Source organism: Actinomadura violacea, from assembly GCF_017573465.1.
Classification (GTDB): domain Bacteria; phylum Actinomycetota; class Actinomycetes; order Streptosporangiales; family Streptosporangiaceae; genus Spirillospora; species Spirillospora violacea.
The window spans coordinates 134319-159836 of record NZ_JAGEPF010000002.1 but is presented as its reverse complement, the minus strand read 5'-3'; the positions used below and the strand labels follow the sequence as shown (position 1 = coordinate 159836).

The window sequence follows — 25518 nt, the reverse complement described above, 5'->3', positions numbered from 1 at the left end:
CACGCCCCGCGGCCGCCTCTGCCAGCAGCCGACCGGTCATGGTCGCGCGCGGCGGAACCAGAAATGCTCGACGCGTACCCACCCGGCCTCAACGCCTCCCGGAAAGCACCTGAATGCGATGCGGAACCTGCAGAATCTCCTCAGGAAACCACTCGCTCAGCAGCCGGGCCAACTCATCATCAAAAGCGCTGATCTGCTCCGCCGTCAGTGTGGCGCCAATCCCGCTGGAGCTGCGCATGCGTCCCCGCCACGCCTCATGAGTGAACGGCACGACAACGTCAAAACCAAAGCCCTGCAGATCACCGAACCCGGCCGCGGCAAGTTCGTCACCCCACTGCGGGTTCTCGGCCAGCCCTCCGACCTCCGGCCAATCCGAGTTGTAGGCCACGGCCAACTCGAGACTGACACCACCAACGCTCCCGGGCTCGGTGGAAAAGTCGCGGTAGCAGATGACCAGCGCACCCCCGGCAACGAGCAGGCGACGGGCTTCAGCAGCGGCACGCGCCCGGTCGAGCCAATGCCAGCACTGTCCCGCGCTGACCACGTCCCACACCCCGCTGGGCAACCCGGTGTCCTCTCCGGGCGCACACCGGTACGACACCCTCTCGCCCCCACCGCCCCGCTCCGCCTCGGCGAGCAGCTCAGGCGCAACGTCGACCCCGACCACCGTGCAACCGGCCGCAGCGAAGCCGCGCGCCAGCACCCCCGTCCCGGTCCCCACGTCAACGACCCGCTGGCCGGCCAGACCGATCCCCGAACCGGCCAGCCTGTCGAACAACTCAGGCGGGAACTCCGTCCGATACCTGGCGTAGTCATGGGCCGTAGGGCCAAAGTTCACAGGCACCCCACCATCACCCGCCCAACCAACCAACACTGAAATCTGCCCTCCAACCCAACGACGTACGGAGCCACCTCCTCGGCCCGTGACCAAGAAATCGGCATCACAACACCCATGTCCGACCACACGCCGAGATCAAAACTCAACCGAAACTCCCACGAATAACGACCTCGTCCGCCGACACCGGCGTCTGGTCGGGCGTGAAGCCGGTCGCGCCCGGAATGATGCGGCTCAGTACGGCGGTGGCTAAGGTCCAGTTCGGGTGACGTCGCACGGTCCCGATCTTCCCCGCTTGGCGGGCTGCTTTGTTCCGGCCGGCCTTTGTTGTGGCTGATCGTTTTGAGGCACCCCCTGCAGGATTCGAACCTGCGCACATGGCACCGGAGAGGTTGCGCGAGCAAGGCCCTGACCAGTAGGAACACTGCCCCTGGTGTCGATTTGTTTCACGGTTGGTCCTGGCGCCGCGCTGAGAGTTGGTGCTCCACGAACTCGATCGCGGCGTGAAGACGTCCGGCGTTAGCGTTAGCCGGCCCCGCCACCGCGGGAACACCGGAGAGCGAAAGGTAGGGCTCATGGCCGACATCACGGTGTCGCTGACCGTCCGCGACCTGATCCACGAGGATCTTCCCTCCTGCGCTTGGTCCGGGTCGGCCGCGCACCTGGTGAGCATGGCCAAGGCTCTGGATCGGGCCGCGCGTGGCGAGGTGGACTACCTCGCCGTCTGCCCGCCGTCCGGTCTGCCGGTGGCGGTCGGCGGAGTGGACTACGCCGAGAAGCCCGGTGCGGGGACCCTCTGGCAGTTGGCCGTTCACGCGGCGCTGCAGTCGTGCGGGATCGGCACCATTCTGATTCAGGCTGCCGAGCAGCGGATCCGTGCCCGCGGCTTGGATCGCGCTGAGTTGGGCGTCGAAGAGAGCAACCCGCGGGCCCGGGCGTTGTATGAGCGGCTCGGGTACGTCGCCTACGGGAGCGCGCCCGACTCGTGGGAGGTGGAGGGGCCGGACGGAACCACCACCCGGTACGAGACGGTGTGCACGCTGATGCGCAAGCATTTGGAGTAGTTCGGGGCGGACGGCTGTCGCCCACGAGGGCGCGACTCGACGAACCGTTGGGCGGTCATGAGTTGTCTCCCCCGTTGGTGGAGCCGGGGTGGCCGTCCAGGACGTCGTCCATGCGCTGGAACCAGACGTCGTCGAAGCCGGCGACGACCTTGGCGTAGATCTTCTGCAGTACTTCGAGGCTGTGGCCCGCCCACTCGGCTACCTGCGGGGCCGGGACGCCTGCGTAGAGGCGCCAGGACACGCCGCCGTGGCGGAGGTCGTATGGGCGGCCCAAGACCGGTGACTTCTGCTCGTCAGGACCCAGGCCGATCGCGCGGGCGCGGTGCCAGACGCGCCAGTACGTCGAGGGATGGATGATCCCGCCGCTGACGGAGCGGAAGAGCCGGCCGTCCGGCGCGAGACGCCGAACCGGCGGATGTGCTCGCGAAGCAGGACGGCCAGCTCCGGTGGGATGGGCACCACGCGGACTTCGCGGCGGCCGCGGCCCCATCGAAGGTCGGGATCGTTGAGCGGGTTGGCGGCCGGCCGCTTCTGAACGACGGCGTATTTCAGGACGTTGGACAGCACGCGTCGCCGGCGGCTCAGGTAGGCCGGCGCGGACGGGGTGCCGTCGAGGTTGGTCGCGCACGCGTCCAGGACGTCGCGCAAGACCGCCGGATCCGCGAGCGTGGAAATGGACGGTGATGCCGAAGCCCTCCCCACGGCGGGCGGCCTGGATGACTTCGGAGCGCTCGCTGCCTCGTCCGGCAGACCCATCAGCCGGACCTTATGACGTGTTTCCGTCCGGCTGGTCTCGCCAGCCGCGGGACAGGATGTGCCGGGCCTTGGCGCGCCAGGCAGTCTCCAGGTCGATGTCCAGGACGTGCGCGGTGACGTAGGCGGTGATGACGACGTCTGCCAGCTCCTCCCGGACGTCGCTGAAGTCGCCGGTGCGGCGGGCCATCCCGGCCCAGCGGCGGTAGGCGCCGACGAACTCGCCGACCTCCTCGGCGAGCGCGAGGACCTGGCGGTGCCGCTCCTCCTCGGCCGGGAAGTGCCGCCGGATGTTCTCGGCGACCACGGCGGCGAGGCCGGTCAGGTCGGCCGGTACCGTTTCGCCGGCGGGTCGAGCGTCAGGGTGAGGCACGAGAGGTGGTCCCTTCTGAAGTCCGGTGGCGTGACAGCGGCCGGCCATCACGGGCGAGGGCTGTGACGCGCGTGCCCCCGCCCGCCCGCGAGCGGCGCGGCCGAGGCCAGGCCCGTCCAGGCGGTCGAGGCATGCGTCAACGTCCTTGCGGCCCTCTAATGGCGGCTCACCTGCAGCTGGCGACAGGACCTATGACGGACGGACGCGTGCTCGCCATCAAGCGGCAAGGGCCGAGCCCGAGACTCTGACTTGCGTCTACAAGAACATGAAGCTTGGGGTGGCGTCCCTCGTTTCCGCTGCCTGCTGGTCAGTGGTGATCCGCACCCCACGAAAGAGGTCGGCGACGTCGCCTGGGTGGACAGAACCGAAATCAGTGAGTGCACGGCTGAGCCCTTCGCCGTCCGTCTGCTTGATGCACTAGAGCCGGTTGCACAGGGCTGCACAAGCGGAAAAACCCGTCCGGCCTGTTTTCTCAGGTCGTAACGGGTTTCTGCTGATCGTTTCTGGGTGCCCCCTGCAGGATTCGAACCTGCGCACACGGCTCCGGAGACCAGCACCGGTCAGGCCGTTGACCAGGAAGGATGCCCGCACGCTGGGTTCATCTGGACGTAAATGGAACACCCCGCGTGGCAGACAGACTCCGCTCCCTCCCTGACTCTCTCCCACGTTCCCGAACCAACCACCGTGGTCACCAGTTCGACGGATAGCAGGTACCGGTCTCGGCGCCCAGTGCCAGTTCGATGGCCGTCCCTGGGGCCGGATATGGCCATCTGGCCGTTAGTCAGCAAGACCGACCTTATCCGTATGCAAGCATTGTTTGGATAGATGATCACAAATGGGCAGGTGTATAGATGCTAGCAAATCTGCTTCCCGGAGCACGGGATCTTCGATCCCCCTTGGCGGCTGGCTATATGTGGATTGCCGTCATTTGGCTTCTTTGGGGACGTCATTTGCCGGATGCAAAACATTCATCGGGCCTACTGCGTGAGGTGCAAGAGATATCTAAGTCAGTCGGCAAGCCGGCGACGATTGCCGCGGTTACGTTTACAGCCTACGTAATTGGCGTTCTTTCAGTCGCTATTTCTGACTGGTTGACCAAGCTTCCAGTTAGGCATCGCACTAGTACGGCGGCAATGCTATTCAGGTTTAGAGTTACAAGAAGAATCGGCTTGCGGATATTGAAGAATGAAAACAAAGTTCGAAAAACTCTGCGCCTCGCTATAGATGGACGCATCCGGCGGGACCATGTCGCTGACCTGACTTCCGCAATTGCGGGTGGCGGCTATGCGGACGAGTTTTCGGCGAAATTGCGCAGGAAGATGCTACATCCTTCCCGAGGCCACCATGTCATTCATGAAGTTATTACCGCTAACGCTTATGAAAACCTAGATCAGGATACCAAATACAGACTTGAGCAGGAAGTGCGAGAAGCAGCGGTTGATTATCTAACACAAGAGCTTATAGATGATCTGCCGCTGGTTCCCGCACGTTTGCTGGGACGCGAATCAGAGATTTATGATGCCTATGATCGACTTAGGGCTGAGGCTCAATTTCGGGCCGCCGTTGCGGTTCCACTGACTCCCTTTGCCGCACTCCTCGCCCTTGCGGCGGATTCATGGGTATTCCTAATATTGCTGCCGGTGGCTGTCGTGTTGCTATTGAGCGCCTTTCAGCGCCTACGTGAGGCCCAATATATGCTCGCCGAATCTATCTACGCGAATCGGATGGAAACTCCGGTTCTTGATGTGCTAGGCAAGGCCGAAGACAAAAGGGAATCATCAAGTGCAGATTCCACAAGCTCCAGCTGATCGTTGAGAGACCCGGAAGGTTCGGGACATGCGTGGAGGAAGGACCACGTAGGCTGGAGCGGCGGATGAGCCTACCGTCTTCACATAGGCCCTCGGTGTGTCGTATGTACACTTGCGAGCGTCATAGTGCATTATAGACCGATGAGTTGGACCTCCCTTATCTCGACGCTCTTGGGTGGCCTGCTGGCACTTGGGGGCAGTTGGCTTGGACAGTGGTGGACGGAGCGGCGTGCTGTAGCGCGTGAAAAGCGCGCTCAGGAGCATGAACGTGTAGTGTGGGCGCGCAGTCTCCGCTATGAAGCGCATCTCGCATTCTTGAAAGAATTCGACGACATTTTCAATGGCCTTTATGACCATTTTGAGGATGGCGGAAGTTCCGGCGTCCCCGAGGAGCATTTTTCTTTTCTTTGGGAGAAGCTGGAAGTAATGCGTATCGTGTCCAATGATGACACCACCCATATGGCGGGAGAAGCTATCAAGTCTCTCCAAAGTTATTCCGGAGACTGGGCGCCGGTGCAGTGGACGCGTGATCGCTATCTAGGTACCGTTCGTAGTGAACTGCAGCTTCCGCCGATTAAGCTTATGGGAGACTAGTATGTTCACTGGTAGCCTATAAGCGCATGGTCCAGCTAAAAGTTCTGGACTTGGGCGGGGGCCCTCATGGTCTGGGCTGGCGGGTTGGCGCTGCCCCCTGCCGATCAGCCCTCAACCCTGGTCCCGTAGACGACGACCAGATCAGAGGGGAGGGCCTGGCACAGAGGCGGCGGTGCGTGCGGTTCGCCTCGTGGGCCGCCTTGACGATGCATATCAGCAGCTCTGTACCGGGCAAGATCTGGACCGTTCGTGGAAAGTGCGAGAGACTCGCTCCATGGCCAAGTTGACCATTACGTCGAGCAGGTGGGAAGAACTCACGACCCTGCTAGAAGACGAGCAGAGGCTTCGGTCTGAGTACCCCAAGGTAGCTGAGTACCTGGACATGGCGGCAAGGCTGACGGGGACTGGTGACGATCAGGTCGATGCTCAGTTCGACTTGCGATTCGTTCATTACATGACCGGTGGCAGCGCTGTGAGCCCTAACCCGTACTGGGATATCGTTGAACCGCTCGTGAATGGGCATGACGGCCGCCACGTGGTGAACGGTGGTCGAGAGGAAGGAAGCGCGCGACTCGCCTTCGCGCAGATGCTTTTGCAGGCAACCTATGCATATGCGATCCCTGCCCCGCAAACCATCGAATGGATAGGGGACTTTTGTGATGGCCTGCCGATTGTGGAGCTAGGGGCCGGGCGGGGGTATTGGGCTGCGCAGTTGGCACACGCAGGGTTGACCGTTGATGGGTACGACTCAGAGCCACCGGACACGGCTGCGAACGCTTCGTTCCCTGAAGTAGTCGGGCAGGCGGACGTTTGGCATCCTGTCGCGGACCTGGCCGAGTTTGCGACTCGCGCTCGGCCGGCAGAGTATGTGCTTTTTCTCTGTTGGCCGCCTGGCTGGGGGGACGCGATGTCGTCTGACGCGCTCATGGCTTTCGAGGAGGCGGGGGGCGAGCGACTCGTCTACATCGGGGAACCGAGGGGTGGAAAGACAGGGAATGATGCCTTCTTTGATGCCCTCTCCGCTCGTTGGAGACTGGAATCCGTGGATTCGCACTTCGTTTCGTGGTGGACAGATGCGGACGTGGCACAGGGTTGGGTCAGAGCCTGAGCTCAAGCATGACGAAGGGGGCACCGAGTTGCTCGGTGCCCCCTTCGTCATGCTTCTATTTGAGGGCCATTCGGAAGACGAACGCCTCGTACCGGTCGCGGGGATATGAGATGTTGGAGATCATGATGACTCGTTCGTCGGCGGCAATGAACCGCTGATGGACCGTCTTGACGAGATCGCCTGGCGTCGTCCGCAACCATTCGGCGTGCGCCGTAGTTGGTAGTTGGTCGGAGATCGTCTCTTCCAGGTAGGCGGCACCTGAGATATCCGCGACGTCGAGCGGATGGTGAGTGTCCGAGATCGAGATGGGGCGCCCGTTCTCGGTGGCTCTCGTGACGACTTGCTTGATCTCCTGTCCTGCCGGGATCCCGAGTGCCTCGGCGAGTTCCGCAGTGGCCGGGATCTGCTGGACCTCGCGGTCTACCTGGATCTGCTGCTCAGATTCGTTCTGGAAGGACTGCTCGGCGCTCTCCATTTGGCGCTCGGGAGACACGCGCACGAGATTCGGACGGTCGGCGACGAAGACACCCCGCCGGCGCACGGACCGAACAAGCCCCTGGCTCTGCAGGAGTTCGACGGCCTTGCGAACCACGATGTCCGACACCCCGGTCTGCTGGGCGATCTCGGCGTAGCTCGGCAGCTGGGTGCCGGGTGGGAGCCCCCCACCGCGGATACGTCGGGCGTACTCGCCTGCGATGCGGACGTAGGCCGGTTCTGCCACTGCGTCATCAACCCCTTGCTCTCTTCGGTGGCACCTTCATCAGCGTATACGCACCATCGTATACCTAGGGGCTTGTGCGTATACGTAGCTACGTATACGCTGCAATCCAGTGGCCGCCAACCGGGTGCGTCACTGCTGATCAGGAGGCCGCAGTGTTTCCACAGAAGTCCAGCAACATCCCGCAGTGGCTCGCCGGCATCGCGGTCGCGATCTTCGCGATTAACAACCCGGCCAAGGCCGCCGAGTTGGTCAACCAGGTGATCCACGCGATCACCACGTTCTCCTCGCACCTGGGTTGATCCCGTGTTGATCGCCCACCGCTCGCAGCCGCTCGCCTTCGGCGCACAGGCCACCAAGCACGCCGCCGAGGGCCGCTCCTCCCGATCGATCGCCGTCCCTGACGAGGTGACCATGTCCCGCTTCCTGTCCCCGTCCGTCGCGCTCGCCGGTGTCGACCTGCGCGGTGAGCCCATCACCGGCGCTCAGTGCCGGTTCGACCCCGACCTGCACACCGGCCCGGACGCCGAGGAGACGCCGGACGAGCGCGCGGCCCGCGAACTGGTCGCCAAGCAGGTGTGCGAGTCCTGCCCGCTGCGCGGCGCGTGCCTGGAGCTGGCGATGCGGATCCGCCCCGAGTACGGGGTGTGGGCCGGTTTCACCGCCGCCGAACTCGCCACCCTCGCCGAGATGGCTGAGCTGGCCGACGCCGCCGACTCCCGCCCGTCCGACCTCGACCTGAACGAGGTGGCCTGACCATGACCGCCCTGATTCTCGCGCTGGCCGTGCTCGCGGCGGTGGGCTGGCTGTGCCTGTCCCCGCTCCGCCTCGCCGCCGCCGGCGCTGTGCTGCTCATCACCCACCCGGCGCCGACGTTCGCGCTCACCGCCGTGGCAGTGCTGGTGGTGTCGGTGGCCGCCGGCCGGATGGCCTGCCGGTCGCTGCGTGAGGGCGGTTGGTATCTGGTCACCGTCCAGCGGCCCGCGTTCGCGGTGAGCCGTGCGGGGGGTGTGGCCGCATGAGCCGCCGCCGTAGCTCCGTCCGGTTCTTCGACCCGGCCGGCGCCCGGTTCGGGGTCCCGACGTGGCCGTGGCGGATGGCGCCGCCGCACCTGCGCACCCGCCGCCAGCTCGCCGCCGAGGGCCTGCGGCCCGGTGGTCAGGACGTCGCCGGACAGGTGCTGTGGAACTCGCGCCGCGGCGGTGGCGGGGTCCGCGCCGCCTACCTGTACGACGTCCGCCTGGCGCTGCCGAAGCGGACCCCGTCCGAGCGGCAGCGCCTCGCGCTGGCCAAAGCACTCAAGGCGCGCCGGATCTGCCCGGCCTGCCACCGCGACGCCGGATACGTCCTGCCGCGCCACCTGGGCACCTGCCTGGACTGCGCGGACGACGTGGAGGTGACCGCAGCATGATCACCCCCACCCCGACCCCGAACCGCCACCCGATCACGACTCTGTCCACGGTTCTCGGCGCACAGGCCACCAACCCGCACGCCGCCGAGGGCCGTCCCTCCCGACCGATCACGGGCCCCAACGAGACCCCGCACTCCCTGTCCGCCCGCCGGCCGCTGCATGCCGGCCCGGTCAAGCGCTGCCCGACCTGCCGCACGCCGCTGGACGGCGGTCCGATCCGGTTCCGCTGCGAACCGTGCGGCCGGTCGGTGATGGCCGCCGACCTCGACACCGAGTACCACCCCACCGCGGCGCCCAACCCGGCCCGCACCGACGACCATGAAGGGAGGGACCGGCGATGACCGCGACCTTCGACCCGCCGCACACCGCCAACGGCCACCACGGGACCGCCGGCGGGTTCGGCCCGGACGGCTCGGACCGCGACCGGTATGGGCGCCCGGTGCAGGTGTTCAACTTGCGGTACCTGCCGGGCTTCCTCGCCCGCCGCCGCGCCGAGGGCGCCGAGGGCGAGGCACCGACCAAGCGCGGCGACCGCGCCGGCGGTTGGCTGCTGGCCGTGGCCAGCGTTCTGCTGCTCGTCCTGGCGACCGCGCAGGGCTACGTCTCTTACCGGGCTCAGTACGCGTTCGTCCACGCGCAGAAGCACGAGCATGCCGCGTCGATGCTGGAGGCCCTCGGGCTGGACGCCGCCGCGGTCATCTTCGCCCTGCTGGCCCTGGCACAGGCCCGGCTCGGCCGCTCGGCGGTCGCCGAACGTGCGCTGAACCTGGTGTGCGTTCTGGGGTCGCTGTTCATGAACGCGCTGTCGGCCGATCCCGGTTCGGCGAAGTCGGTGGCTGCGTGGGTGCTTCCCGCGGCGCTCTACGCCGCCGCGTCCGACCGGCTCATTGCCGTGGTCCGGCAGCGCGCGTTGTCCGGCCGCGACGGCGCGGAGGAAGGGTCGCCGCTGGCCGCCGCCCGTGGGGTTGCGTTGTGGACGCTGCGGCTGGCGTTGGCGCTGCCCAGCACGATGAGCGGGTTCCGCGCTTGGGTGCTGGACGAGGCCCCCGTGGCGCCCGGCCGCCGCGCCCTGCCCGCCCGTCCGGAACTGCCCGCCCTGCCGCCAGGCAGCGACACCACCCACGACGGCAACGGCGACGGCGGGCGCGACGCCGACGACGACACCGGACGCGACGGCGCGAACGACGGCAAGGGCGACGCCGACCGCGACGCCGACCGCGACGGCAAGCCGCGGCGGGCGCGGCCCCGGCGTCGCACCGGCACCGCGACGACCGCCGACAAGGCGCGCAAGCTGCTGGCCGCCGACCCGTCCCTGACCGGCGCGGAACTCGGCCGCCGCCTGAAGGTCACCCCGCGGACCGGCCAGCGCCTTTACGCCCAGATCACCGCCGACACCGCGACGGGAGATGACGCGCGATGAGTGACCCGATCCTGAACCCCAACGCCGACGACGACGCCGAGGTGATCCCGCTTCGCCCCGCCCCGTTCGGCGCGCCCGACATCACCGCCGACCCGACCGGCGACCCGTCCGGCGACGCGCCGGACCGCGACGATGCCGACGACCTCAGCGACGCCGAGGGCGACGACGGCGCCGAGGACGGCGAGGATGGTGCCGAGGTCGACCGCGAATCGGTGCTGATCGGCAAGGTCGTCAAGGGCGCGCCGGTCGACCCGCCCGACGAGCCGCGCCCGTTCGGCCGCCGCGCCGGCGGGAAGCGCGCGCCGGTCCTGCCGCCCTGGATCGCCTCCCGTACGGCGGTGCGCGACACCGCCCGGTGGACGATCCGGGAGATCCGCTACTACCTGGCGTTCCACTCAGTGCGGGCACCCAAGTACGCCGCGAAGATGGCCGTCTACGCCCCGATCGGGACCGTGCGCACCATCACGCGGGCGCTGCATTGGGCGTCGGCCGAGGAAGGCAACTGGCACCTGCGGCAGATGGCCGCCGATCGGGGCGACGCCGACACCTGGCTCAAGCTGGACGCCCGCCGGCAGCGCCAAGCGCAATGGCGCTGGATCGTGGTCGGCGCCATGGCCGCCGCGATCGCCGCGGCGACGCTGTATCTGGTGTTCGGGCACGTGCCGGTGTGGTGGCGGCTGCTGGCCGCGGTCATCGCGCTGCCGCTGCTGGCCCGGATGGGCCGCCCCGCCGACAAGCCGATCACCGACCGCGTCACCAACACCGGCGCCTACCGCAAGCTGACCGCCGAACTCGTCCGCCGCGCGCTGCTGAACGTCCAGCTCAAAGGCATCACCTCGGCGGTCGCCAAGGATCCGGGCGCGATCTCCTTCCCGGTGGAGATCCACCGCGACGGCCCCGGCCACCTGGCCATCGTGGACCTGCCCTACGGGGTGGAGGCGTCGGAGGTCATCGCGCGCCGCGGCAAGCTGGCGTCCGGGCTGCGGCTGCCGCTGGATCAGGTCTGGCCCGAACCCGCCCCCGGACACACCGGCCGCCTCGCCCTGTGGGTCGGGTTCGAGCCCGCCTCGCAGATGCGCCAGCCCAGATGGCCGCTGCTCAAGGGCGGGCAGGTGGACGTGTTCCAGCCGTTCCCGTTCGCCACCACGCCCCGCATGGACGTCATCAACGCCCTACTGATGGGCCGCAACTGGCTGTTCGGCGGACAGCCCGGCTCGGGGAAAACGTTCGCGCTGCGGCTGCTGGCCCTGGCCGCCGCGCTGGACCCGCGCGTTGAGCTGCGCATCTACGAGATGAAGGGCGTCGGTGACTTCAAGCCGCTGGCGCCGGTGTGCACCGAATACGGCAACGGGTTCGATGACGACACCCTCGCCGCCGCCGCCCAGCTCATCGACTGGCTGTACGCCGAGTGCCAGCGCCGGTCCAAGCGCATCGAGCACTACGCCGACCTCGGCAAGGCCCCCGAGAACAAGGTCACCCCCGAACTCGCCTCACTCACCGGATCCGGGCTTCACCCGCTGGTGGTGGTGCTGGACGAGTTGCAGGAACTCATGCTGTCCCCGCACGGCAAGCGCGCCGGCGAGATCCTGGAAAAGGTCATCAAGCTCGGCCGCGCCCTCGGCGTGATCCTGCTGATCGGGACCCAGATCCCCGACAAAGACAGCCTGCCGACCGGCATCACCCGCAACGTCAACACCCGGTTCTGCCTGTCGGTGGCCGACCAGACCGCCAACGACATGATCCTGGGCACCAGCCAGTACAAGCTGGGCCACCGCGCGACCGCGTTCAAGCCCGGCCCGCCGTCGGAGGGCGGCGAAGCCGGATGGGGCATCCTGCGCGGCATCGGCGAGACCGGCGCCCGCTGCTCCTACTACGTCGACGCCGACCAAGCCGCCCGGATCGTTGAGCACGCCATCGCGCTGCGCACCGACGCCGGCACCCTCCCCGCCGAGGCCACCCAGACCCGCGAGGCGCCCGCCTACGACGTCCTCACCGACGTGGCCACCGTGTGGCCCGCCGGCGAAGACGCCGCCTGGAACGAAACCCTCCTGGAACGCCTCACCGACCTGCGCGGCGACGTGTACGCCACGTGGAAGCCCGCACAGCTCACCGCAGCGCTGTCCACCCACGGCGTCAAGGTCGGACAACTCGGCCGCCGCATCGACGGCAAGACCGTCAACCGCCGCGGCCCCACCCACGCCGACATCACCACCGCCATCACCAACCGTAAGCAGAAGCGCAGCCAAGACTAGGCGCCGCGGAGCGCTAGCGCTAGCGGCCACCCCTGCTAGCGCTAGCACCCCCGCTAGCACCCCCAAACCGATCACCACCAGCACAGACGACCGCTAGCACCACCAGCGCAAACCCCCCCGGAAACCGGCCGAGACGCCGACTCCACCCCACCCCGCGGGGCCGCTAGCGCCGCCCGCCCCACCCCACTCGCCGTTACTGAACGTCACCGATTCTCCGGACGGGAGACCACCGTGACCGCCCTGTTCCTGCTCGCCGTCCTGATCTCGACCGGCTACCTGATCAGTTGCGTGATCTGGCCGTTCCGCGCCTGCCGCACCTGCGCCGGCGCCGGCCGGTTCCGCTCCCCGTCCGGCAAGGCGTGGCGGTACTGCCGCAAGTGCAGCGGCCGCGGCGCGCAACTCCGGACCGGTCGCCGGATCTGGAACGCCCTCAAACGCATCGACCGCCGCTGAACACGGAAAGCGGCCCCCGGCGCACAAGCCACCAAGCACGCCGCCGAGGACCGCACCTTCCGACCGATCACGGCCCCCAACGAGGCCGCCAACACCAAGGAAGGCCCCACCATCATGACGCACAACCCGCCGATCTTCCCGCCCGTCCAGCAATGGCCCATCCTCGCCGGCCCGGACTGCCCCGCCTGCGGACGCGACAGCGACGTGACGTGGATCGGACCCACCACCATGGCCAACGGCAACCAGGTGAGCGTGTGGCACTGCCGCGCCTGCCCCGCCGACTGGCCCATCCCCATCACCCGGTGGCCGGTGCTGGACGGCCCCGACTGCCCCACCTGCAACACCGAGATCACCTCATGGGCCGCGCTCGCCCCCGACCACCACGGCGACCTATGGACCTGCCACCACGGCCACGAATTCGTGCTCACCGCCGAGGGCATCGTGATCGCCACCGACGACCCGTCCGAGTGGGCGCCGCTGTGGCGCCGCACCAACCAGCACCCGGACGGCGGTGATGCCGCATGACGCGCCCGGCCAAGCCCGCCGCGCCCGTGACTCGAATGACCTCCGAGTTGCAGCGCGGAAACGCGATCTACGTACGCGGGATCGGCACCGTGCCCATCGTCAGCGTGCTGCCGCTGCCGCGCGGTCAGGCGCTCATCGTGCTGGCCCGTGACGACCTCGGCGTGATCAGCACGCCGGCCGCCGAGTGGGAAGCGCTCTGCCCCGATGCGCCGGTGGAGTTCCTCGCCCGCGTCACCTTCTGTGCGACCTGCCGGGGGGTGGGCCGCACATGCCGACTGTGACCGGCCCGCTGTTCTACCTCGGCGCGCACCAACCGCACTGGCTGTGGAACGCCGACTTCCCGCTGTTCGTCTCGCACCGCCAACTCACGCGCAAGGCCCGGCTGCGGCCCGCGGTGTGCCGGTGGGCGCTGGATTCGGGCGGGTTCACCGAACTGTCGCTGAACGGTCGGTGGACCACCACGCCCGGCCAGTACGCCGTAGCGGGCGCCCGCTACGCCGAGGACCTCGGCATGCCGGACTTCCTGTCGCAACAGGACTGGATGTGCGAGCCGTTCATGATCGAACGGACCGGCTTGAGCGTGCGCGAGCATCAGGAACGCACCGTGGCCAACTACCTCGACCTGCGGGCGCTCGCCCCCACGCTGCCGTGGCTGCCGGTCGTGCAGGGGTGGACACTGCCGGACTACCTGCGATGTGTCGAGCTGTATGCGTCCGCCGGCGTGGATCTGGCCGCGCTGCCGCGGGTGGGGTTGGGGTCGGTGTGCCGGCGCCAGTCAACCGGCGAGATCGGCCACATCGTGGCCGCGCTCGCCGGACTCGGACTCAAACTGCACGGATTCGGCGTCAAGGCCGGCGGCTTGCAGCGCTACGGCTACCAGCTGGCGTCCGCCGACTCCATGGCATGGAGCTACAACGCCCGCCGCCTCCCGCCGCTGCCCGGCTGCCGCGGTCACAAGAACTGCGCCAACTGCCTGACCTACGCCACCGGATGGCGCGCCCGCCTGCTGGCCGGCCTCGCCGCCCGCGGCCACCAAACCGACCTGTTCCCCCTGCCCACAGGCGAGGAGGCTGCATGACGCACGACAAGTACCAGACGGGTACCACGAGCACCGTCCCGGCGGCACGCGCCATGCAGCCCGGCAAGCGCGGCCAGAGATCAGGAGACGCCGGTGAAGTTGGGGTCAAGCAGGGTGTCGATGACGGCGCCGCCGTCGCCGTAGATCAGGGTGTCGGTGTCCCAATCGAGTTCGACGTCGTCCAGCCCGCGGGAGCGGATGAGGTTGTCGTAGTTCTTCAGCGCGATGCGGGTCTCATCGGTCATGGCACCGACCGTAGCCCGGCTCCGCCGAGCGCGCAGCGCACCGGCCGCGGCCACGCCCGGCCGCAGCGCTTGACCAGTGCGGCACTGGACTATGCGGCCCGAGGGTGGCGGGTGTTCCCGGTCCGCCCGGACGCCAAGAAGCCGCCCGCGCTGCACAGCCAAGCCGTCTGCGCCGGCCGCGGCCCCTGCGCGAGCGGGCACCGCAAGTGGGAGGACCGCGCCACCACCGACCCCGACCGCATCGCCGCCGCGTGGGCGCACGCACCCTACGGCGTCGGCATCGCGTGCGGCCCGTCCGGGCTGGTCGTCATCGACCTGGACGTGCCCGCCCCCGGCGAGCAACCGCCCCCCGGATGGGCACTGCCCGGCGTGCGAGACGGCGCCGACGTGCTTGCGGTGCTGGCTGAACGTGCCGGCGCGGTCATCGACTTCGACACCTTCACCGTGGCCACCCCGCGCGGCGGCATGCACCTGTACTACACCGCCCCGCCCGGAACCCGGATCGGCAACCGCGCGGGCGAACGCGGCGCCGGACTCGGCTGGAAGGTCGACGTCCGCGGCTGGGGCGGCTACGTCCTCGCCCCGCCCAGCACCAACACCGGCCGCCCCTACCGCCTCACCCACGACACCGCCCCCGCCCCACTCCCGCAATGGCTCACCGGCCTACTCAGCCCCGCCCCGCCGACTCCTCCCCCCTTGGAGTGCCCCCCGGCCACCGCGGACAGGATCGCCGATCTGCCGGCCTATGCCCGGACAGCACTCCAAGGGGAGGGGCGGCGGGTGACCGATGCGCGCACCGGTGGCCGCAACCACGCCCTCAACAAAGCCGCCTACAACCTCGGCCGCCTGGTCGGCGCCGGCCTCCTCACCGCCGACCACGCCGCCGACCACCTCACCCAAGCCGCCGCCGTCCACCTCGGCCCCGGCGGACTCACCCCCACCGAAATCCGCACCACCATCGCCTCCGGCCTCACCGCCGGAACCCGCAACCCGCGCAGCATCACCAGGGGGAACCCCGCATGACCACCAATCCAGCCACCGGCGACGGACAACCGATCAACGGCGCCGCGCTACTCGATGCGCTGCGCGCCGCCCTCACCCGGTACGTCATCCTGCCGAGTCCGCAGGCCGCCGACGCCGTCACGCTGTGGATCGCCGCCACGCACGCCCAACCCGCATGGCCGCACGCCCCGCGACTGGTCATCCGCGCCCCCGAAAAGCGGTGCGGCAAGTCCCGCCTGCTGGACGTGGTCGAGGCCACCTGCCACGTCCCGTTCATCACCGTGAACTCCTCCCCGGCCGCGGTCTACCGATCGATCACCGACGACCCGCCGACCCTGCTGGTAGACGAAGCGGACACCATCTTCGGTGCCAAAGCCGAGGGCAACGAGGATCTGCGCGGACTGCTGAACGCCGGTCACCAGCGCAACCGGCCCGCCAAGCGCTACGACGCCAACGCCAACCGCGTGGAGTCCATCCCGACGTTCGCCATGGCCGCCCTCGCTGGCATCGGCGCGATGCCCGACACCATCGAAGACCGCGCCGTCATCATCCGGATGCGCCGCCGCGGCCCCGGCGAAACGGTCGCGCCGTTCCGGCACAAGCGCGACCGGCCCGCGCTCCGCCAGCTGGCAGCCGACCTCAACGCATGGCTGCGCGCCGACCTCGCCGCCCTCGAAGCCGCCGAACCGCCGATGCCGGTCGAAGACCGCGCCGCCGACACCTGGGAACCGCTCGTGGTCGTCGCCGACCACGCTGGCGGGCACTGGCCCGAACGCGCCCGCACCGCCGTCCTCGCCCTCACCGCCGACGCCGACGACAACGGCCAGATGTCCAACCGGCTCCGCCTGCTCACCGACTGCCGCACCGCATTCGGCGCCGAAACCGCCCTTCCCACCGCCGTTCTCCTCGACCGCCTCAAGGCCGACCCCGAAGCACCCTGGGGCGACTACGGCCCCAACGGCCTCACCGCCATGAAACTCGGCACCATCCTGCGCGAATACGAGATCCGATCCGACACCATCCGATTCCAAAGCGGGCAGGCCAAGGGCTACCGCCGCGCCGACTTCACCGACGCATGGGCCCGCTACTGCTCCGCCGACGACACCCCGCCCACCGACGCCCAACCGGCCACCATCCTGCCCCTGCCGAGGGGGAGCCGTACCAGCCGTACCAGCCTCAACACCGCAGGTCAGACCCAATGAGGCTTACCCGGCTGGTACGGCTCAAGCCGTACCAACGCCCGCCCCCTGGTACGGCTCAAGCCGTACCACCCTGCCAAGCCGTACCACACCTGACCAGCAAAAACGAGGCTGGTACGGCTGGTACGGCTACCCCTCCCACGACTGCCACACCGTCGGCGCACAAGCCACCAACGCATGCCGCCGGCGGCCCGCAAACCGACCGATCACACCGCCAAACAAGAGGTGTCCCCACCAATGGCCAAGAGGTCGCGCACGTGGATCACGGTCCCCGAGCTCCTCGAAGAACTCGACATCACGCGCCGGACGTGGCAGCGCTGGCGCGCGCTCGGCAAGACGCCGCCCTGCACCGTCCTGCCCAACCGCAAGCTTCGAATCCGCCGAGTCGACTTCGAGAACTGGCTTTCCGGCCTTGAAGAGAGGGCCGCATGAACAAGAGCTACGACGTCCGATTCTGGAACGTCACGGTAAAGAAGGGAAGGAAACGGCCATACGTGCTGCGCTGGCTGGTAGGCGGCAAGGTGACAACCAAGCCGTTCGCCATGCGGGAACTCGCGGACAGCTTCAAGTCGGAACTCATCCAAGCCGCCCGGCGAGGCGAGGCATTCGACATCGAGACCGGCCTTCCGGAGTCCATGATTCGCGCGGCCCTGTCCGTGAGCTGGTACCAGCACGCGCGGGACTACGTAGACGACCGGTGGGACAAGGTGTCCGCCAAACAGCGGATCTCCATCGCTGAGACGCTCACCGCTGTGACGGTGAGACTCACGGCCGACCACAAGGGCGCACCGGATTCGCAGACTCTCCGGAACGCACTTCGACGATGGGAGTACAACAAGAACCGGCGCGACGCCGCCCGGCCCGCCGAGGTGGCCGCCGCGCTCAACTGGGTCCGTAAGACGTCGGTCCCGCTCGCCGACCTCGCCGAGTTTGAAGGCATCACGCGGGCACTCGATGCGTGCGCCCGAAAGCTGGACGGCACCGCCGCCGCCCCGAGTTACTACACACGCCGCCGGCGCGTTCTCTACAACGTGCTCAAGTACGCCGTCCAACGGAAGCGCCTCGCCGTCAACCCGATCGACGGGCTTGACTGGAAACCAACCCAAGATGACGAGGTGTGGGAGGAAGTAGACCCGGCTGCCGTCCCTTCACCGCGCCAAATGGCGGAACTCCTCACGGCGGTCAGCTACGCCGGACCTCGGCGAGGCCCTCGAATGGTCGCGTTCTTCGCATGCATCTACTACGCGACGATGCGGCCAGGCGAGGTGGTCTCTCTGCGCGAATCCGACTGCGAACTACCCGCGAACGGGTGGGGACGGCTGATGCTCGCCGGTTCCAAGCCCTCGGTCGGAACCGAGTGGACCGATTCGGGGCAGTACCACGACGACCGCGGGCTCAAAGGACGGAACCGCAAGGCCAAGCGGCCCGTGCCGATCCCGCCGGAACTCGTTCGGATTCTCCGCGACCACATCAACCGGTACGGCGTCGCCCCAGACGGCCGGCTGTTCCGCACGGAGCGCGGGGGAGTGCTACTGCCGTCCGGCTACGGGCGCACGTGGCACAAGGCGCGCACGCTGGCCCTGACGCCCGCCCAGGAGGCGTCCGGCCTTGCCCGGCGCCCGTACGACCTGCGCCATGCCGGTGTCTCGCTCCGGCTCAACGCCGGTGTCCCACCCACTCAGGTCGCCGAGTGGGCCGGCCACAGTGTGGAGGTGCTGTTGAAGATCTACGCCAAGGTCATTGCCGGGCAAGACGGCGTCTGGCTGGGACGCATAGACGATGCCCTCGGCGGCTAGCTGGGCGTGACGCGTCGCCCGCACTTGAGGGCGACGCGTCACGCTGGCTGGCGCTCCGAACGGCTGGAACACGAATGGAACACGCGCCGTGGCATACGGCGTCCCGTGGTGGCATCTGATGTCACATGGGCTATGAACGAGAACGGCCGGTTTCCGCAGGTCAAGCGCGGAAACCGGCTGATCATTTAGGGGTGCCCCCTGCAGGATTCGAACCTGCGCACACGGCTCCGGAGGCCGTTGCTCTATCCCCTGAGCTAAGGGGGCCCTTGCGTCGCGGTGCGGCGCGTGTTGGAAGGTTACCAGGGTTGGCGGGCTTGCGCGTACGTGGACGTTCGCCGTGCGTTCGAGGGTGGAGTCGACTAACTTCGAGGCCGTGACCGAGCCACTGGGACGGGTGCTGGTCGTCGACGACGACGAGGTGATCCGGCAGCTCATCGCCGTGAACCTGCAACTCGAGGGGTTCGAGGTGTCGACCGCGGTGGACGGTCAGGACTGCCTGGAGAAGGTGGCCGGGGTGCGGCCGGACGTGATCACGCTGGACGTGATGATGCCGCGGCTGGACGGGTGGGTGACGGCGGTCCGGCTGCGGGAGGACCCGGGGACCGCGCACATCCGGGTCGTGATGATCACGGCGCGGGCGCAGGAGCACGACATCCGGCGGGGCCACGAGATCGGTGTGGACGCGTACGTGACGAAGCCGTTCGATCCGAACCAGTTGATCCAGACGGTGCGGAAACTCGCTGCGGTGTCCAGATAGTGGTCGGATTGTTTGACTGACCGTCGACCCGAAACCCGCTGACTACCTGCGAACTTTGCTGATCGCTGGCGCTAGCTTGCCAAGCGCAGCGCTCCTAGTCAAGATATCGACCCATGGACAGAGACGAGCTTGACGCCCTCATGGAGTCCTGGCTGCTCGCACTACGCGCCGAGCGCAAGAGCGCCCGCACCATCAAGACCTACGCCGACGGCCTCCGCGCGTTCCTGCGCTGGGCCGACGACACCAGCCGCGACGAGATCGACCTCGACCCGGCCACCGTCAACGCCTTCACCGCCGCCATCCTCGACGACGGCGCCGAAGGGACGACGGCCCGATCCCGCCAACTCGCCGTCCGCCGGTTCTCCGCATGGCTCGCCGAGGAAGGCGAGATCGACGCCGACCAGATCGCCCACCTCAAGCCGCCCAAGCTCGACACCAAGGTCGTGCCCGAACTCGACGACGACGAGGTCCGCGCGCTCATCAAAGCGTGCCAGGGCCGCGACTTCGTCGACCGCCGCGACGAGGCCATGATCCGGTTCATGCTCGAGACCCTCAGCAGAATCGGCGAGGTCCTCGCGATGGGCGTCGACGACGTCGACCTCAAGGCCGGCCTGGCGGTCGTCAGGCGCGGGAAGGGCGGCAAGGGGCGGCGCGTCCCGTTCGGCCCCCAGACCGGGCGCGCGCTCGACCGGTACCTACGGGCCCGGCGGGGTCACAGGCTCGCTGAGACGGGCGCTCTGTGGCTCGGAGACCGGAACAAGACCCTCGGGTACCCCGGCGCCCGCAAGGCGCTCCTCGGCCGCGCTAGGGCCGCGGGGATCGAGGACTTCCATCCCCACATCCTCAGGCACACCGGGTCGGGTCGGTGGCTCGGCGCCGGCGGCTCGGAGACGGGCCTCATGGCCGTCGCCGGGTGGTCCAACCGGGCGATGATCGAGCGCTACAGCAAGGCGACCTCGGAGAAGCGGGCCGCCGAGGAAGCCCGACGGCTCAACCTCGGCGACGTGTAGAACGCGCGGCCCCGGATGCTCACAACGAGGCACCGGGGCCGCTGCCCTTGGTCAGCCCCGTTCCTGCCCGAACGCGATCTGAACGCTGCCGCCGCCCTCAGTCCGCGCGGTCTTCCGGATCCACTTCTTGAGCTCGGCGGGCAGGCCCCGCAAATCGATGATCACGCGCGTCGGGCCGCTGCTCGGCGTCGTGGTGGTGCGCGTCGCGTTCGCCGCCCCGACGCTGCCGCGCGCGGTGAACTGTGCGGCCTGCGGGCCGGCCACGCTCGTCAGGTCGGACATCGCGGCGGCGACCCGGCCGCGCGAGCTGGCGATGCCGGTCGCCAACATTGCGCCGATCTTCGCGCCGGACACCTCCGGGTTGCCGCTGCCCGAGAGCGGCCCTTCCTTCGCCGGGGAGAACGGCAGGAATCCCCTGATCTTCCCTGCGATGTCCCCCATGGTGGAGCCGAGGTCGCCGATCTTGCTCTTGATTCCGCTGATCAGGCCCGAGATCACGTTCCGGCCGGCGCCGCGCAGCAGCGAGCCGAGCGAGCCGAGCGCCGACTTGATCCGGCCCGGGAGGCCCTTCATCCAGGACGCCAGCGACTTCGCCTTGGAGACGGCGCCGTCCTTCAGCCGGCCGAACCACGCGGCGACCTGGCCCGGGAGGGACGCGAGGCCGTGTACGCCCGCCTTGACCTTGCCGACCGCCGACTTGATCAGCGACACGACCGCGTTCCAGATCGTGTGCACGTGCCCCTTGACGAGACTCCACACGAGCTTCCATTCAGCCCATATCAGGCTGAGGACGCCTTTCAGGATCGACCACACCGCATGAACCGCGCCCGAAAAGATCTGCTTAATGCCCTTCCATACTCGACCCCAATCGCCGGTAAAAATTCCGGCGAATACATTCCATACGCCTTGGATGATTTGAAAAAGGCCCGACCAGTAGCCGAGGAAAGTCGAGACGAAAATGCCGATCACATTGAGCAGGGTCGGACCGAAAATCTGACCCAACTTCGACGCGACATCGATCGCGGACGAGACGATATCGGCGACAGATCCGACGATTTTTCCGATCCTGTCGGACCACTCGTCGATCTTGCCCTTGTTGTCGTCGAGCCACTTCTTCACGCCAGCGACAGCGCGGCCGACCCCGTCGGACAGCTTCGACCAAACGCGCTTCACCTTTTCGACGGTGGCGCCATTGTCGCCGACCCACCGCTGGAACCACGCGTTTGCCTTGCTGCCGAACTTCGTCAGCCCGGGGAGAACCTGCCCGCCCATGAAGTCGGTGACCTTCGTCTTCATGGTGCGTTGGAAGCGCGTGAGGTTCTGCGACGCGGTCTGGTGAAGCGTCTTGCTCGCCTTGTCGGCGGCGCCGGACACCTTGCCGAGGGCCTGGGAAGCGGCCTTGCCGGCAGGGTCGAGCGCGAACAGCGCGGCGCCCATGACGGTGCCGGGGTCACCGAACAGGGCGGTAGCCGCGTTGAGCCTGACCTGCTCGTCCTTGGTGCCGCGCAGCGCGTTGAGGGTCTGCGCGAGAGCTTCCTTCGCCGAGCTGCCGCCCTTGCCGATCTTCTTCGCCATCACATCGGAGTTCAGACCGATGCTCTTGAACGCGGCATCGATCGACGACCCGCCCGTAAGCGCGAGCTCGCCGAACTGGCCGATAGCGTCGGCGACCTGGTCGCTGTCTCGCGCGCCCGCCTTGAGGCCCTGCGAGATGAGCGCCATCGCGGTCTTCCCGTCCAGGCCGAGGCGGCGGAACTGAGTCGAATACTCATTGAAGGTGTCCAACAGGTCTTCGGCTTTGTTGCCGCCCTGCTGAATGCCGACGGTGAGGATGTCGAACGCCTGCTTTGCGGACGACGCCATTCCCGTGCGGAGCATCTGCGATACCGACTGGATGACGTTGCCGACGTCCTCGCCCATGATGTTCGCGAGGTCCATCGCGGACGCTGAAACCGCCTGGATGTCCTGCTTGGACGCTGACCGCATTCCGCCGAGCTGCTGAATGACGGCCTGAATGGATTCGGTGACTTCGCCCATGGACTCGCCGTAGCCGTGCGAGTAGAGCGTGCCCGCGATCTTCCCCAAGCGGGAGGCGTCCGGCCCGAACGCGCCGACGGACGCCTTGAGTTTCGCCATCGCGTCCTGCTTTTCGAGGGCGCCTTCCAACCCCTTCATCAGCACGCCACCGACGACGGTGCCCGCAGCGAGCCACGGGCCGGCCTTGCCGACGAGCCCGGCGAGCTTGCCGCCCAGGCCGCCGAACCGGCGCTTGGACTCGCCCTCGGCGCCCTCGCCCAAGCCCTCGCCGGCGCCCTCGCCCGCGCTCTTGCCGGTCGTCCGCAGACGGCTACGGAGCCCGCCGAGCTTGCTCTCTGTGCCGTGGGCGAGCTTCTCGCCCGCCTGCTCGCCGGCTCGCTTGGCTTCCCGGGGGATCGCGTCGAGGCCCTGCTCAACGCCCTTGGCGGCGGCCTTCCCTGCGGCCCGGCCGCCCTCGGCGGTCACGGCTTCCATCCGGTTCATGGCCTGCCGAACCTGCCGGACGCTGCCGTCTCCGGCGCGCTGGTATTCCTGCTCGACCTCGTCGAGGCTGCGCTTGGTCGTGGATTCCAGCCGGTTGAGACCGCGCTCGGCCGTCGCCAGGGTGCCGGTGAATCCCTTGTCGTCCAGTGCGACGGTGGCGACGAGTTCGCCGAGGTCGAGAGCCATGGGGCGGTTCCTAGTCCTGCTTGCGTGCGGTGTGGTGGGCGGTGACGTGGTCGTCGACGGCGTCGAGCCATCGGCCGGCCTGTGGGTCGCCGGTGGCGGTGTCCCACTGGTCGCAGGCGTGCGCGGCGAGCGTCGCGAGCTGCCCGACAAGCCAGGCGTTCGCGGTCGCGTACTGGCCCGGGTGGGCGTCGAGCAGGTCGCGGGTGATGACGGTGATGTGCGTGCCGAGGTCGGCGGTCGAGAGGCCGTTCCGGACGGCGCGGATCAGCTCGACGGCGGCGGTGAGACCGTCCTCGGCGGGTGTCTGCGACGCCCTGGTCGCCGCTCTTGCCGCCTTCGCGGCCTCGTTGCGGGTCGCGGCCCGGTCGGCGCGGCGGGCGGCCTTACGTATCGAGTGAGCGGCGCGGCGGCGGGCTGCTCGGTCGCCGCTCACGCGATCGCCGTCGCGGTGCGGACGGCCGGGCGGCCGAGAGCGTGGTCGAGGCGGCCCGCCGCGTACGCCTCGGCGACCTCGTCCGGCCGCATCGTCGCGAGAGCGCCCGCCGGCACCTGACCGTCCGGCACCGTGTCGCCGGCGGCGTCCTCGTCGACGGGCGTACTGCGGGCGGCGAGCAGCTCGGCGAGCTCTCCGGAGGTGTACGCCGCGGTGATCTGGTCGGGGGTGGCGGCGACGAGCCATGCCTCGTCGCGCTGCACGGGTGCGGTCACTGGCCCCACGCCTCCCCCCGGGTGATCTCGGCGGTGATGCCGCGGGCCTCGTGCTCGGTCGGTTCGTGGTCGAGGACCAGGACGGCGCCGCCGGTGGTGCGGAAGAACCGCAGGTTCTCCGGCGGGTCCTGCACGGGCGCGTCGACCTCGGCGAGCTGGTCGTAGACGTCGGCGGCGGGACGGGGCGAGATGGACGCCCCCGGCTCGATCTTGTTGCCCGGCCGGAGCGTCAGCCCGCCGGGGCGGGCGTGGGCGTCGGCGACCCGGCCCAGCATCCGGCCGAGCCACGGGCCGGGGTCGACGGTGTCGAGGCGGCGTCGGCCGGCGATGACGCCGGAGCCGGGGAGCTGGCCGAGGTGGGCGTGTTCGGCGGGCGGGACGAGCGGGTTGCCGTGCGCGGGTACGCCCAGCTCGGCCATGCGCGCCCGCCACGTCCCGATCTGGGCGTTGCGGTCGGCGACGGCGGCCGTGAACGCGGCAACGGCGTCCTCGGCGGCCTGGAGCAGCTCGGCGTACCGGGCGCCGGTGCCGGTGGCGTACGCCTCGATCTCGGCGCGCAGCGTCTCGCAGTCGGTGAGGCGGGCGGCGCGGGCGGCGCGCTTGGCCTTGCGGGCGGTGGCCTGGGCGCGGAGCTCGGCGAAGCGGGACAGGTCCCGCTGTGCGCTGATCTGGTCGGCGGTCACCGACTCGTCGCCGTCGATCACGCGGCCTTCGAGGGCGTCGACGAGCGCGGCGGCGTCCGCGGCTTCCTGCTCGGCCTGGCGGACGTCGCCGGGGGTGACGTGCCCGGCGTCGGCGTCCGCGGCGAGCAGCTCGGCGACGCGCGGCGGCGGGGCGGTGGTCTTGGTCATGGCGTGGTGTCTCCCGTGAGGCTGTCGGGGTCGATCAGCCAGGTTCGGCCCATCCGGCGGGCGCGGACCCGGCCGGCCGCCGCCCAGTGCCGCAACGTCCGGGCGGGGTGCCCGGAGTAGGCGGCGAGCTGGGCGACGGTGGACCACCCGGTCCCCTCGATCGTTTCGGGTGCCTCGTCGGGGTTGCCGTGATCGGCAAGCGGGGGCGGTTCGGTGGCGTTGTGGAGGGTGCGCAGGAACGCGACGAGGTCGGGCGGGATGCGGGCGCCGGCGTCGCGTACGTCGCGGGTGAGGGCGCGCGTCAGGTAGGCCAGCAGCGGCCCGCACAGCGCAGCGGGCACCACGACCGGTCCGTCCGTCGTGGTGCCCGCCTCGTCCATCCTGTGGCGCCCGTTCAGTCGCCGGCCGCGGCGCGGACGCGCGCGGGGACGTCCCAGGCGTGGACGCGGTCCCCGGCGGGGGACCATGCCTCACCGGGCCGGATCGCCTGGTGCACGATGACGTCGACGAGCGTCGCGGCGTCGAGGGGCCGGAACTCGCGGCCGTCGACGACGACCGCGCCGTCCTGCCCGAACACCACCGGCGCCGGCGCCTCGACGTTGCGGGGCGCGGTGCGGTCGGGCACGCCCGCGTTACGGGCGGCGGTGTGCCAGCGCGAGACGCGGGCGTTGTGGTCGGCGACGCCCTCGACGAGCGCCGCGACCGCGGCCCGGACGGTGTCGACCGCGGCGACGAGCGGCCCGGACCGGTTCGTCTCGTCCGCGGCCTCGCCGCGGAGCTGCTCGAGGGCGGCGGCGCGGAGATCGGCCTCGGCCTCGTGCGGGGCGGGCTTGGTGGTGGCCATGGGGGCGT

The 25518-nt window shown here is 68.9% G+C and carries 32 protein-coding genes and 1 tRNA gene; 21 read left to right on the top strand and 12 right to left on the bottom strand.

What is annotated here, in order from left to right:
• Positions 1 to 88 precede the first annotated feature (88 nt).
• Positions 89 to 838: a class I SAM-dependent methyltransferase gene (locus tag J4709_RS03145; RefSeq protein WP_307800899.1), complete on the bottom strand. Its 750-nt coding sequence runs from the start codon at positions 836 to 838 to the stop codon at positions 89 to 91.
• A gap of 572 nt (positions 839 to 1410) precedes the next feature.
• Between J4709_RS03145 and J4709_RS03140 the strand changes: the two genes are divergently transcribed.
• Complete coding sequence (locus J4709_RS03140; protein ID WP_208236641.1) at positions 1411 to 1899, top strand: GNAT family N-acetyltransferase; 489 nt, start codon at positions 1411 to 1413, stop codon at positions 1897 to 1899.
• 55 nt (positions 1900 to 1954) lie between these two features.
• Here the strand turns inward: J4709_RS03140 and J4709_RS03135 are convergent, their stop codons facing one another.
• A complete protein-coding gene (locus J4709_RS03135; protein ID WP_208236639.1) occupies positions 1955 to 2173 on the bottom strand; it encodes a site-specific integrase in 219 nt (72 codons plus the stop codon).
• Positions 2174 to 2665: 492 nt separating this feature from the next.
• Positions 2666 to 3025, bottom strand: coding sequence for a MazG nucleotide pyrophosphohydrolase domain-containing protein (locus J4709_RS03130; RefSeq protein ID WP_208236637.1), 360 nt, complete (start codon positions 3023 to 3025; stop codon positions 2666 to 2668).
• Between the two features lie 911 nt (positions 3026 to 3936).
• Here J4709_RS03130 and J4709_RS03125 point away from each other — a divergent pair.
• From J4709_RS03125 to J4709_RS03115, 3 genes are all read left to right on the top strand, one after another.
• Positions 3937 to 4833, top strand: a complete 897-nt coding sequence (locus tag J4709_RS03125) for a hypothetical protein (RefSeq protein ID WP_208236635.1) — start codon at positions 3937 to 3939, stop codon at positions 4831 to 4833.
• Positions 4834 to 4974: 141 nt separating this feature from the next.
• Complete coding sequence (locus tag J4709_RS03120) at positions 4975 to 5427, top strand: hypothetical protein (RefSeq protein WP_208236633.1); 453 nt, start codon at positions 4975 to 4977, stop codon at positions 5425 to 5427.
• A 274-nt stretch (positions 5428 to 5701) separates the two neighbouring features.
• Positions 5702 to 6535, top strand: coding sequence for a class I SAM-dependent methyltransferase (locus tag J4709_RS03115; RefSeq protein WP_208236631.1), 834 nt, complete (start codon positions 5702 to 5704; stop codon positions 6533 to 6535).
• Positions 6536 to 6590: 55 nt separating this feature from the next.
• Here J4709_RS03115 and J4709_RS55385 read toward each other — a convergent pair whose 3' ends face one another.
• Positions 6591 to 7256 carry a GntR family transcriptional regulator gene (locus J4709_RS55385; protein ID WP_208236629.1) on the bottom strand — a complete coding sequence of 222 codons (666 nt, stop codon included), beginning with the start codon at positions 7254 to 7256 and terminating at the stop codon, positions 6591 to 6593.
• A gap of 152 nt (positions 7257 to 7408) precedes the next feature.
• Between J4709_RS55385 and J4709_RS03105 the strand changes: the two genes are divergently transcribed.
• The 11 genes from J4709_RS03105 to J4709_RS03055 all read left to right on the top strand — a co-directional run bounded on the left by J4709_RS03105 (position 7409) and on the right by J4709_RS03055 (position 14392).
• Positions 7409 to 7555: a hypothetical protein gene (locus J4709_RS03105; protein ID WP_208236627.1), complete on the top strand. Its 147-nt coding sequence runs from the start codon at positions 7409 to 7411 to the stop codon at positions 7553 to 7555.
• Positions 7556 to 7559: 4 nt separating this feature from the next.
• Complete coding sequence (locus tag J4709_RS03100; protein WP_208236625.1) at positions 7560 to 8009, top strand: WhiB family transcriptional regulator; 450 nt, start codon at positions 7560 to 7562, stop codon at positions 8007 to 8009.
• 2 nt (positions 8010 to 8011) lie between these two features.
• Positions 8012 to 8275: a hypothetical protein gene (locus J4709_RS03095; protein WP_208236623.1), complete on the top strand. Its 264-nt coding sequence runs from the start codon at positions 8012 to 8014 to the stop codon at positions 8273 to 8275.
• A complete protein-coding gene (locus tag J4709_RS03090) occupies positions 8272 to 8664 on the top strand; it encodes an RRQRL motif-containing zinc-binding protein (protein WP_208236621.1) in 393 nt (130 codons plus the stop codon). Before J4709_RS03095 ends, J4709_RS03090 begins: the two co-directional genes overlap by 4 nt.
• The gene (locus J4709_RS03085; protein ID WP_208236619.1) at positions 8661 to 9005 is read left to right on the top strand and encodes a hypothetical protein; all 345 of its coding nucleotides are present in this window, start codon (positions 8661 to 8663) and stop codon (positions 9003 to 9005) included. The genes J4709_RS03090 and J4709_RS03085 overlap by 4 nt, the downstream gene beginning before the upstream one ends.
• Positions 9002 to 10084, top strand: a complete 1083-nt coding sequence (locus J4709_RS03080; RefSeq protein ID WP_208236617.1) for a hypothetical protein — start codon at positions 9002 to 9004, stop codon at positions 10082 to 10084. The genes J4709_RS03085 and J4709_RS03080 overlap by 4 nt, the downstream gene beginning before the upstream one ends.
• On the top strand, positions 10081 to 12336 hold the full coding sequence (locus J4709_RS03075) for an FtsK/SpoIIIE domain-containing protein (RefSeq protein WP_208236615.1): 2256 nt from the start codon (positions 10081 to 10083) through the stop codon (positions 12334 to 12336). The genes J4709_RS03080 and J4709_RS03075 overlap by 4 nt, the downstream gene beginning before the upstream one ends.
• A gap of 231 nt (positions 12337 to 12567) precedes the next feature.
• A complete protein-coding gene (locus J4709_RS03070; RefSeq protein ID WP_208236613.1) occupies positions 12568 to 12789 on the top strand; it encodes a hypothetical protein in 222 nt (73 codons plus the stop codon).
• A 114-nt stretch (positions 12790 to 12903) separates the two neighbouring features.
• Positions 12904 to 13314, top strand: coding sequence for a hypothetical protein (locus J4709_RS03065; protein WP_208236612.1), 411 nt, complete (start codon positions 12904 to 12906; stop codon positions 13312 to 13314).
• 35 nt (positions 13315 to 13349) lie between these two features.
• Positions 13350 to 13595 carry a hypothetical protein gene (locus tag J4709_RS03060; RefSeq protein WP_208236611.1) on the top strand — a complete coding sequence of 82 codons (246 nt, stop codon included), beginning with the start codon at positions 13350 to 13352 and terminating at the stop codon, positions 13593 to 13595.
• The gene (locus J4709_RS03055) at positions 13583 to 14392 is read left to right on the top strand and encodes a deazapurine DNA modification protein DpdA family protein (protein ID WP_208236610.1); all 810 of its coding nucleotides are present in this window, start codon (positions 13583 to 13585) and stop codon (positions 14390 to 14392) included. The genes J4709_RS03060 and J4709_RS03055 overlap by 13 nt, the downstream gene beginning before the upstream one ends.
• An 80-nt stretch (positions 14393 to 14472) precedes the next feature.
• Here the strand turns inward: J4709_RS03055 and J4709_RS52830 are convergent, their stop codons facing one another.
• On the bottom strand, positions 14473 to 14637 hold the full coding sequence (locus J4709_RS52830; protein ID WP_232382887.1) for a hypothetical protein: 165 nt from the start codon (positions 14635 to 14637) through the stop codon (positions 14473 to 14475).
• Between the two features lie 69 nt (positions 14638 to 14706).
• Here J4709_RS52830 and J4709_RS03050 point away from each other — a divergent pair, with 69 nt between their 5' ends.
• The 4 genes from J4709_RS03050 (at position 14707) to J4709_RS03035 (ending at position 18634) form a co-directional block, all read left to right on the top strand.
• The gene (locus J4709_RS03050; RefSeq protein WP_232382886.1) at positions 14707 to 15660 is read left to right on the top strand and encodes a bifunctional DNA primase/polymerase; all 954 of its coding nucleotides are present in this window, start codon (positions 14707 to 14709) and stop codon (positions 15658 to 15660) included.
• Complete coding sequence (locus tag J4709_RS03045) at positions 15657 to 16841, top strand: DUF3631 domain-containing protein (RefSeq protein WP_208236609.1); 1185 nt, start codon at positions 15657 to 15659, stop codon at positions 16839 to 16841. The genes J4709_RS03050 and J4709_RS03045 overlap by 4 nt, the downstream gene beginning before the upstream one ends.
• 234 nt (positions 16842 to 17075) lie before the next feature.
• Positions 17076 to 17270 carry a helix-turn-helix transcriptional regulator gene (locus tag J4709_RS03040; RefSeq protein ID WP_208236608.1) on the top strand — a complete coding sequence of 65 codons (195 nt, stop codon included), beginning with the start codon at positions 17076 to 17078 and terminating at the stop codon, positions 17268 to 17270.
• Entirely contained in the window at positions 17267 to 18634 is a 1368-nt protein-coding gene (locus tag J4709_RS03035) for a tyrosine-type recombinase/integrase (RefSeq protein WP_208236606.1), read from the top strand. The genes J4709_RS03040 and J4709_RS03035 overlap by 4 nt, the downstream gene beginning before the upstream one ends.
• Positions 18635 to 18826: 192 nt before the next feature.
• On the opposite strand, the gene J4709_RS03030 is transcribed toward J4709_RS03035, so the two are convergent.
• Positions 18827 to 18898 (bottom strand) — tRNA-Arg (locus J4709_RS03030).
• Positions 18899 to 19028: 130 nt separating this feature from the next.
• Between J4709_RS03030 and J4709_RS03025 the strand changes: the two genes are divergently transcribed.
• Together J4709_RS03025 and J4709_RS03020 are read left to right on the top strand one after the other, a co-directional pair.
• Positions 19029 to 19391, top strand: coding sequence for a response regulator transcription factor (locus tag J4709_RS03025; RefSeq protein ID WP_208237137.1), 363 nt, complete (start codon positions 19029 to 19031; stop codon positions 19389 to 19391).
• Positions 19392 to 19504: 113 nt separating this feature from the next.
• Positions 19505 to 20401, top strand: a complete 897-nt coding sequence (locus J4709_RS03020) for a tyrosine-type recombinase/integrase (protein WP_208236604.1) — start codon at positions 19505 to 19507, stop codon at positions 20399 to 20401.
• 51 nt (positions 20402 to 20452) lie between these two features.
• Here the strand turns inward: J4709_RS03020 and J4709_RS03015 are convergent, their stop codons facing one another.
• The 6 genes from J4709_RS03015 to J4709_RS02990 are packed head-to-tail and all read right to left on the bottom strand — an operon-like array spanning position 20453 to position 25510.
• Entirely contained in the window at positions 20453 to 23107 is a 2655-nt protein-coding gene (locus tag J4709_RS03015; protein WP_208236602.1) for a phage tail tape measure protein, read from the bottom strand.
• 10 nt (positions 23108 to 23117) lie between these two features.
• Positions 23118 to 23540 (bottom strand): hypothetical protein, encoded by a 423-nt coding sequence (locus J4709_RS03010; RefSeq protein WP_208236600.1) that lies wholly within the window; start codon positions 23538 to 23540, stop codon positions 23118 to 23120.
• Positions 23537 to 23815 carry a hypothetical protein gene (locus J4709_RS03005; protein WP_208236598.1) on the bottom strand — a complete coding sequence of 93 codons (279 nt, stop codon included), beginning with the start codon at positions 23813 to 23815 and terminating at the stop codon, positions 23537 to 23539. Before J4709_RS03005 ends, J4709_RS03010 begins: the two co-directional genes overlap by 4 nt.
• Positions 23812 to 24666 carry a hypothetical protein gene (locus J4709_RS03000; protein WP_208236596.1) on the bottom strand — a complete coding sequence of 285 codons (855 nt, stop codon included), beginning with the start codon at positions 24664 to 24666 and terminating at the stop codon, positions 23812 to 23814. The genes J4709_RS03005 and J4709_RS03000 overlap by 4 nt, the downstream gene beginning before the upstream one ends.
• Complete coding sequence (locus J4709_RS02995; RefSeq protein ID WP_208236594.1) at positions 24663 to 25046, bottom strand: hypothetical protein; 384 nt, start codon at positions 25044 to 25046, stop codon at positions 24663 to 24665. Before J4709_RS02995 ends, J4709_RS03000 begins: the two co-directional genes overlap by 4 nt.
• Before the next feature lie 14 nt (positions 25047 to 25060).
• Positions 25061 to 25510 carry a hypothetical protein gene (locus J4709_RS02990; RefSeq protein ID WP_208236592.1) on the bottom strand — a complete coding sequence of 150 codons (450 nt, stop codon included), beginning with the start codon at positions 25508 to 25510 and terminating at the stop codon, positions 25061 to 25063.
• Positions 25511 to 25518: the final 8 nt, after the last annotated feature.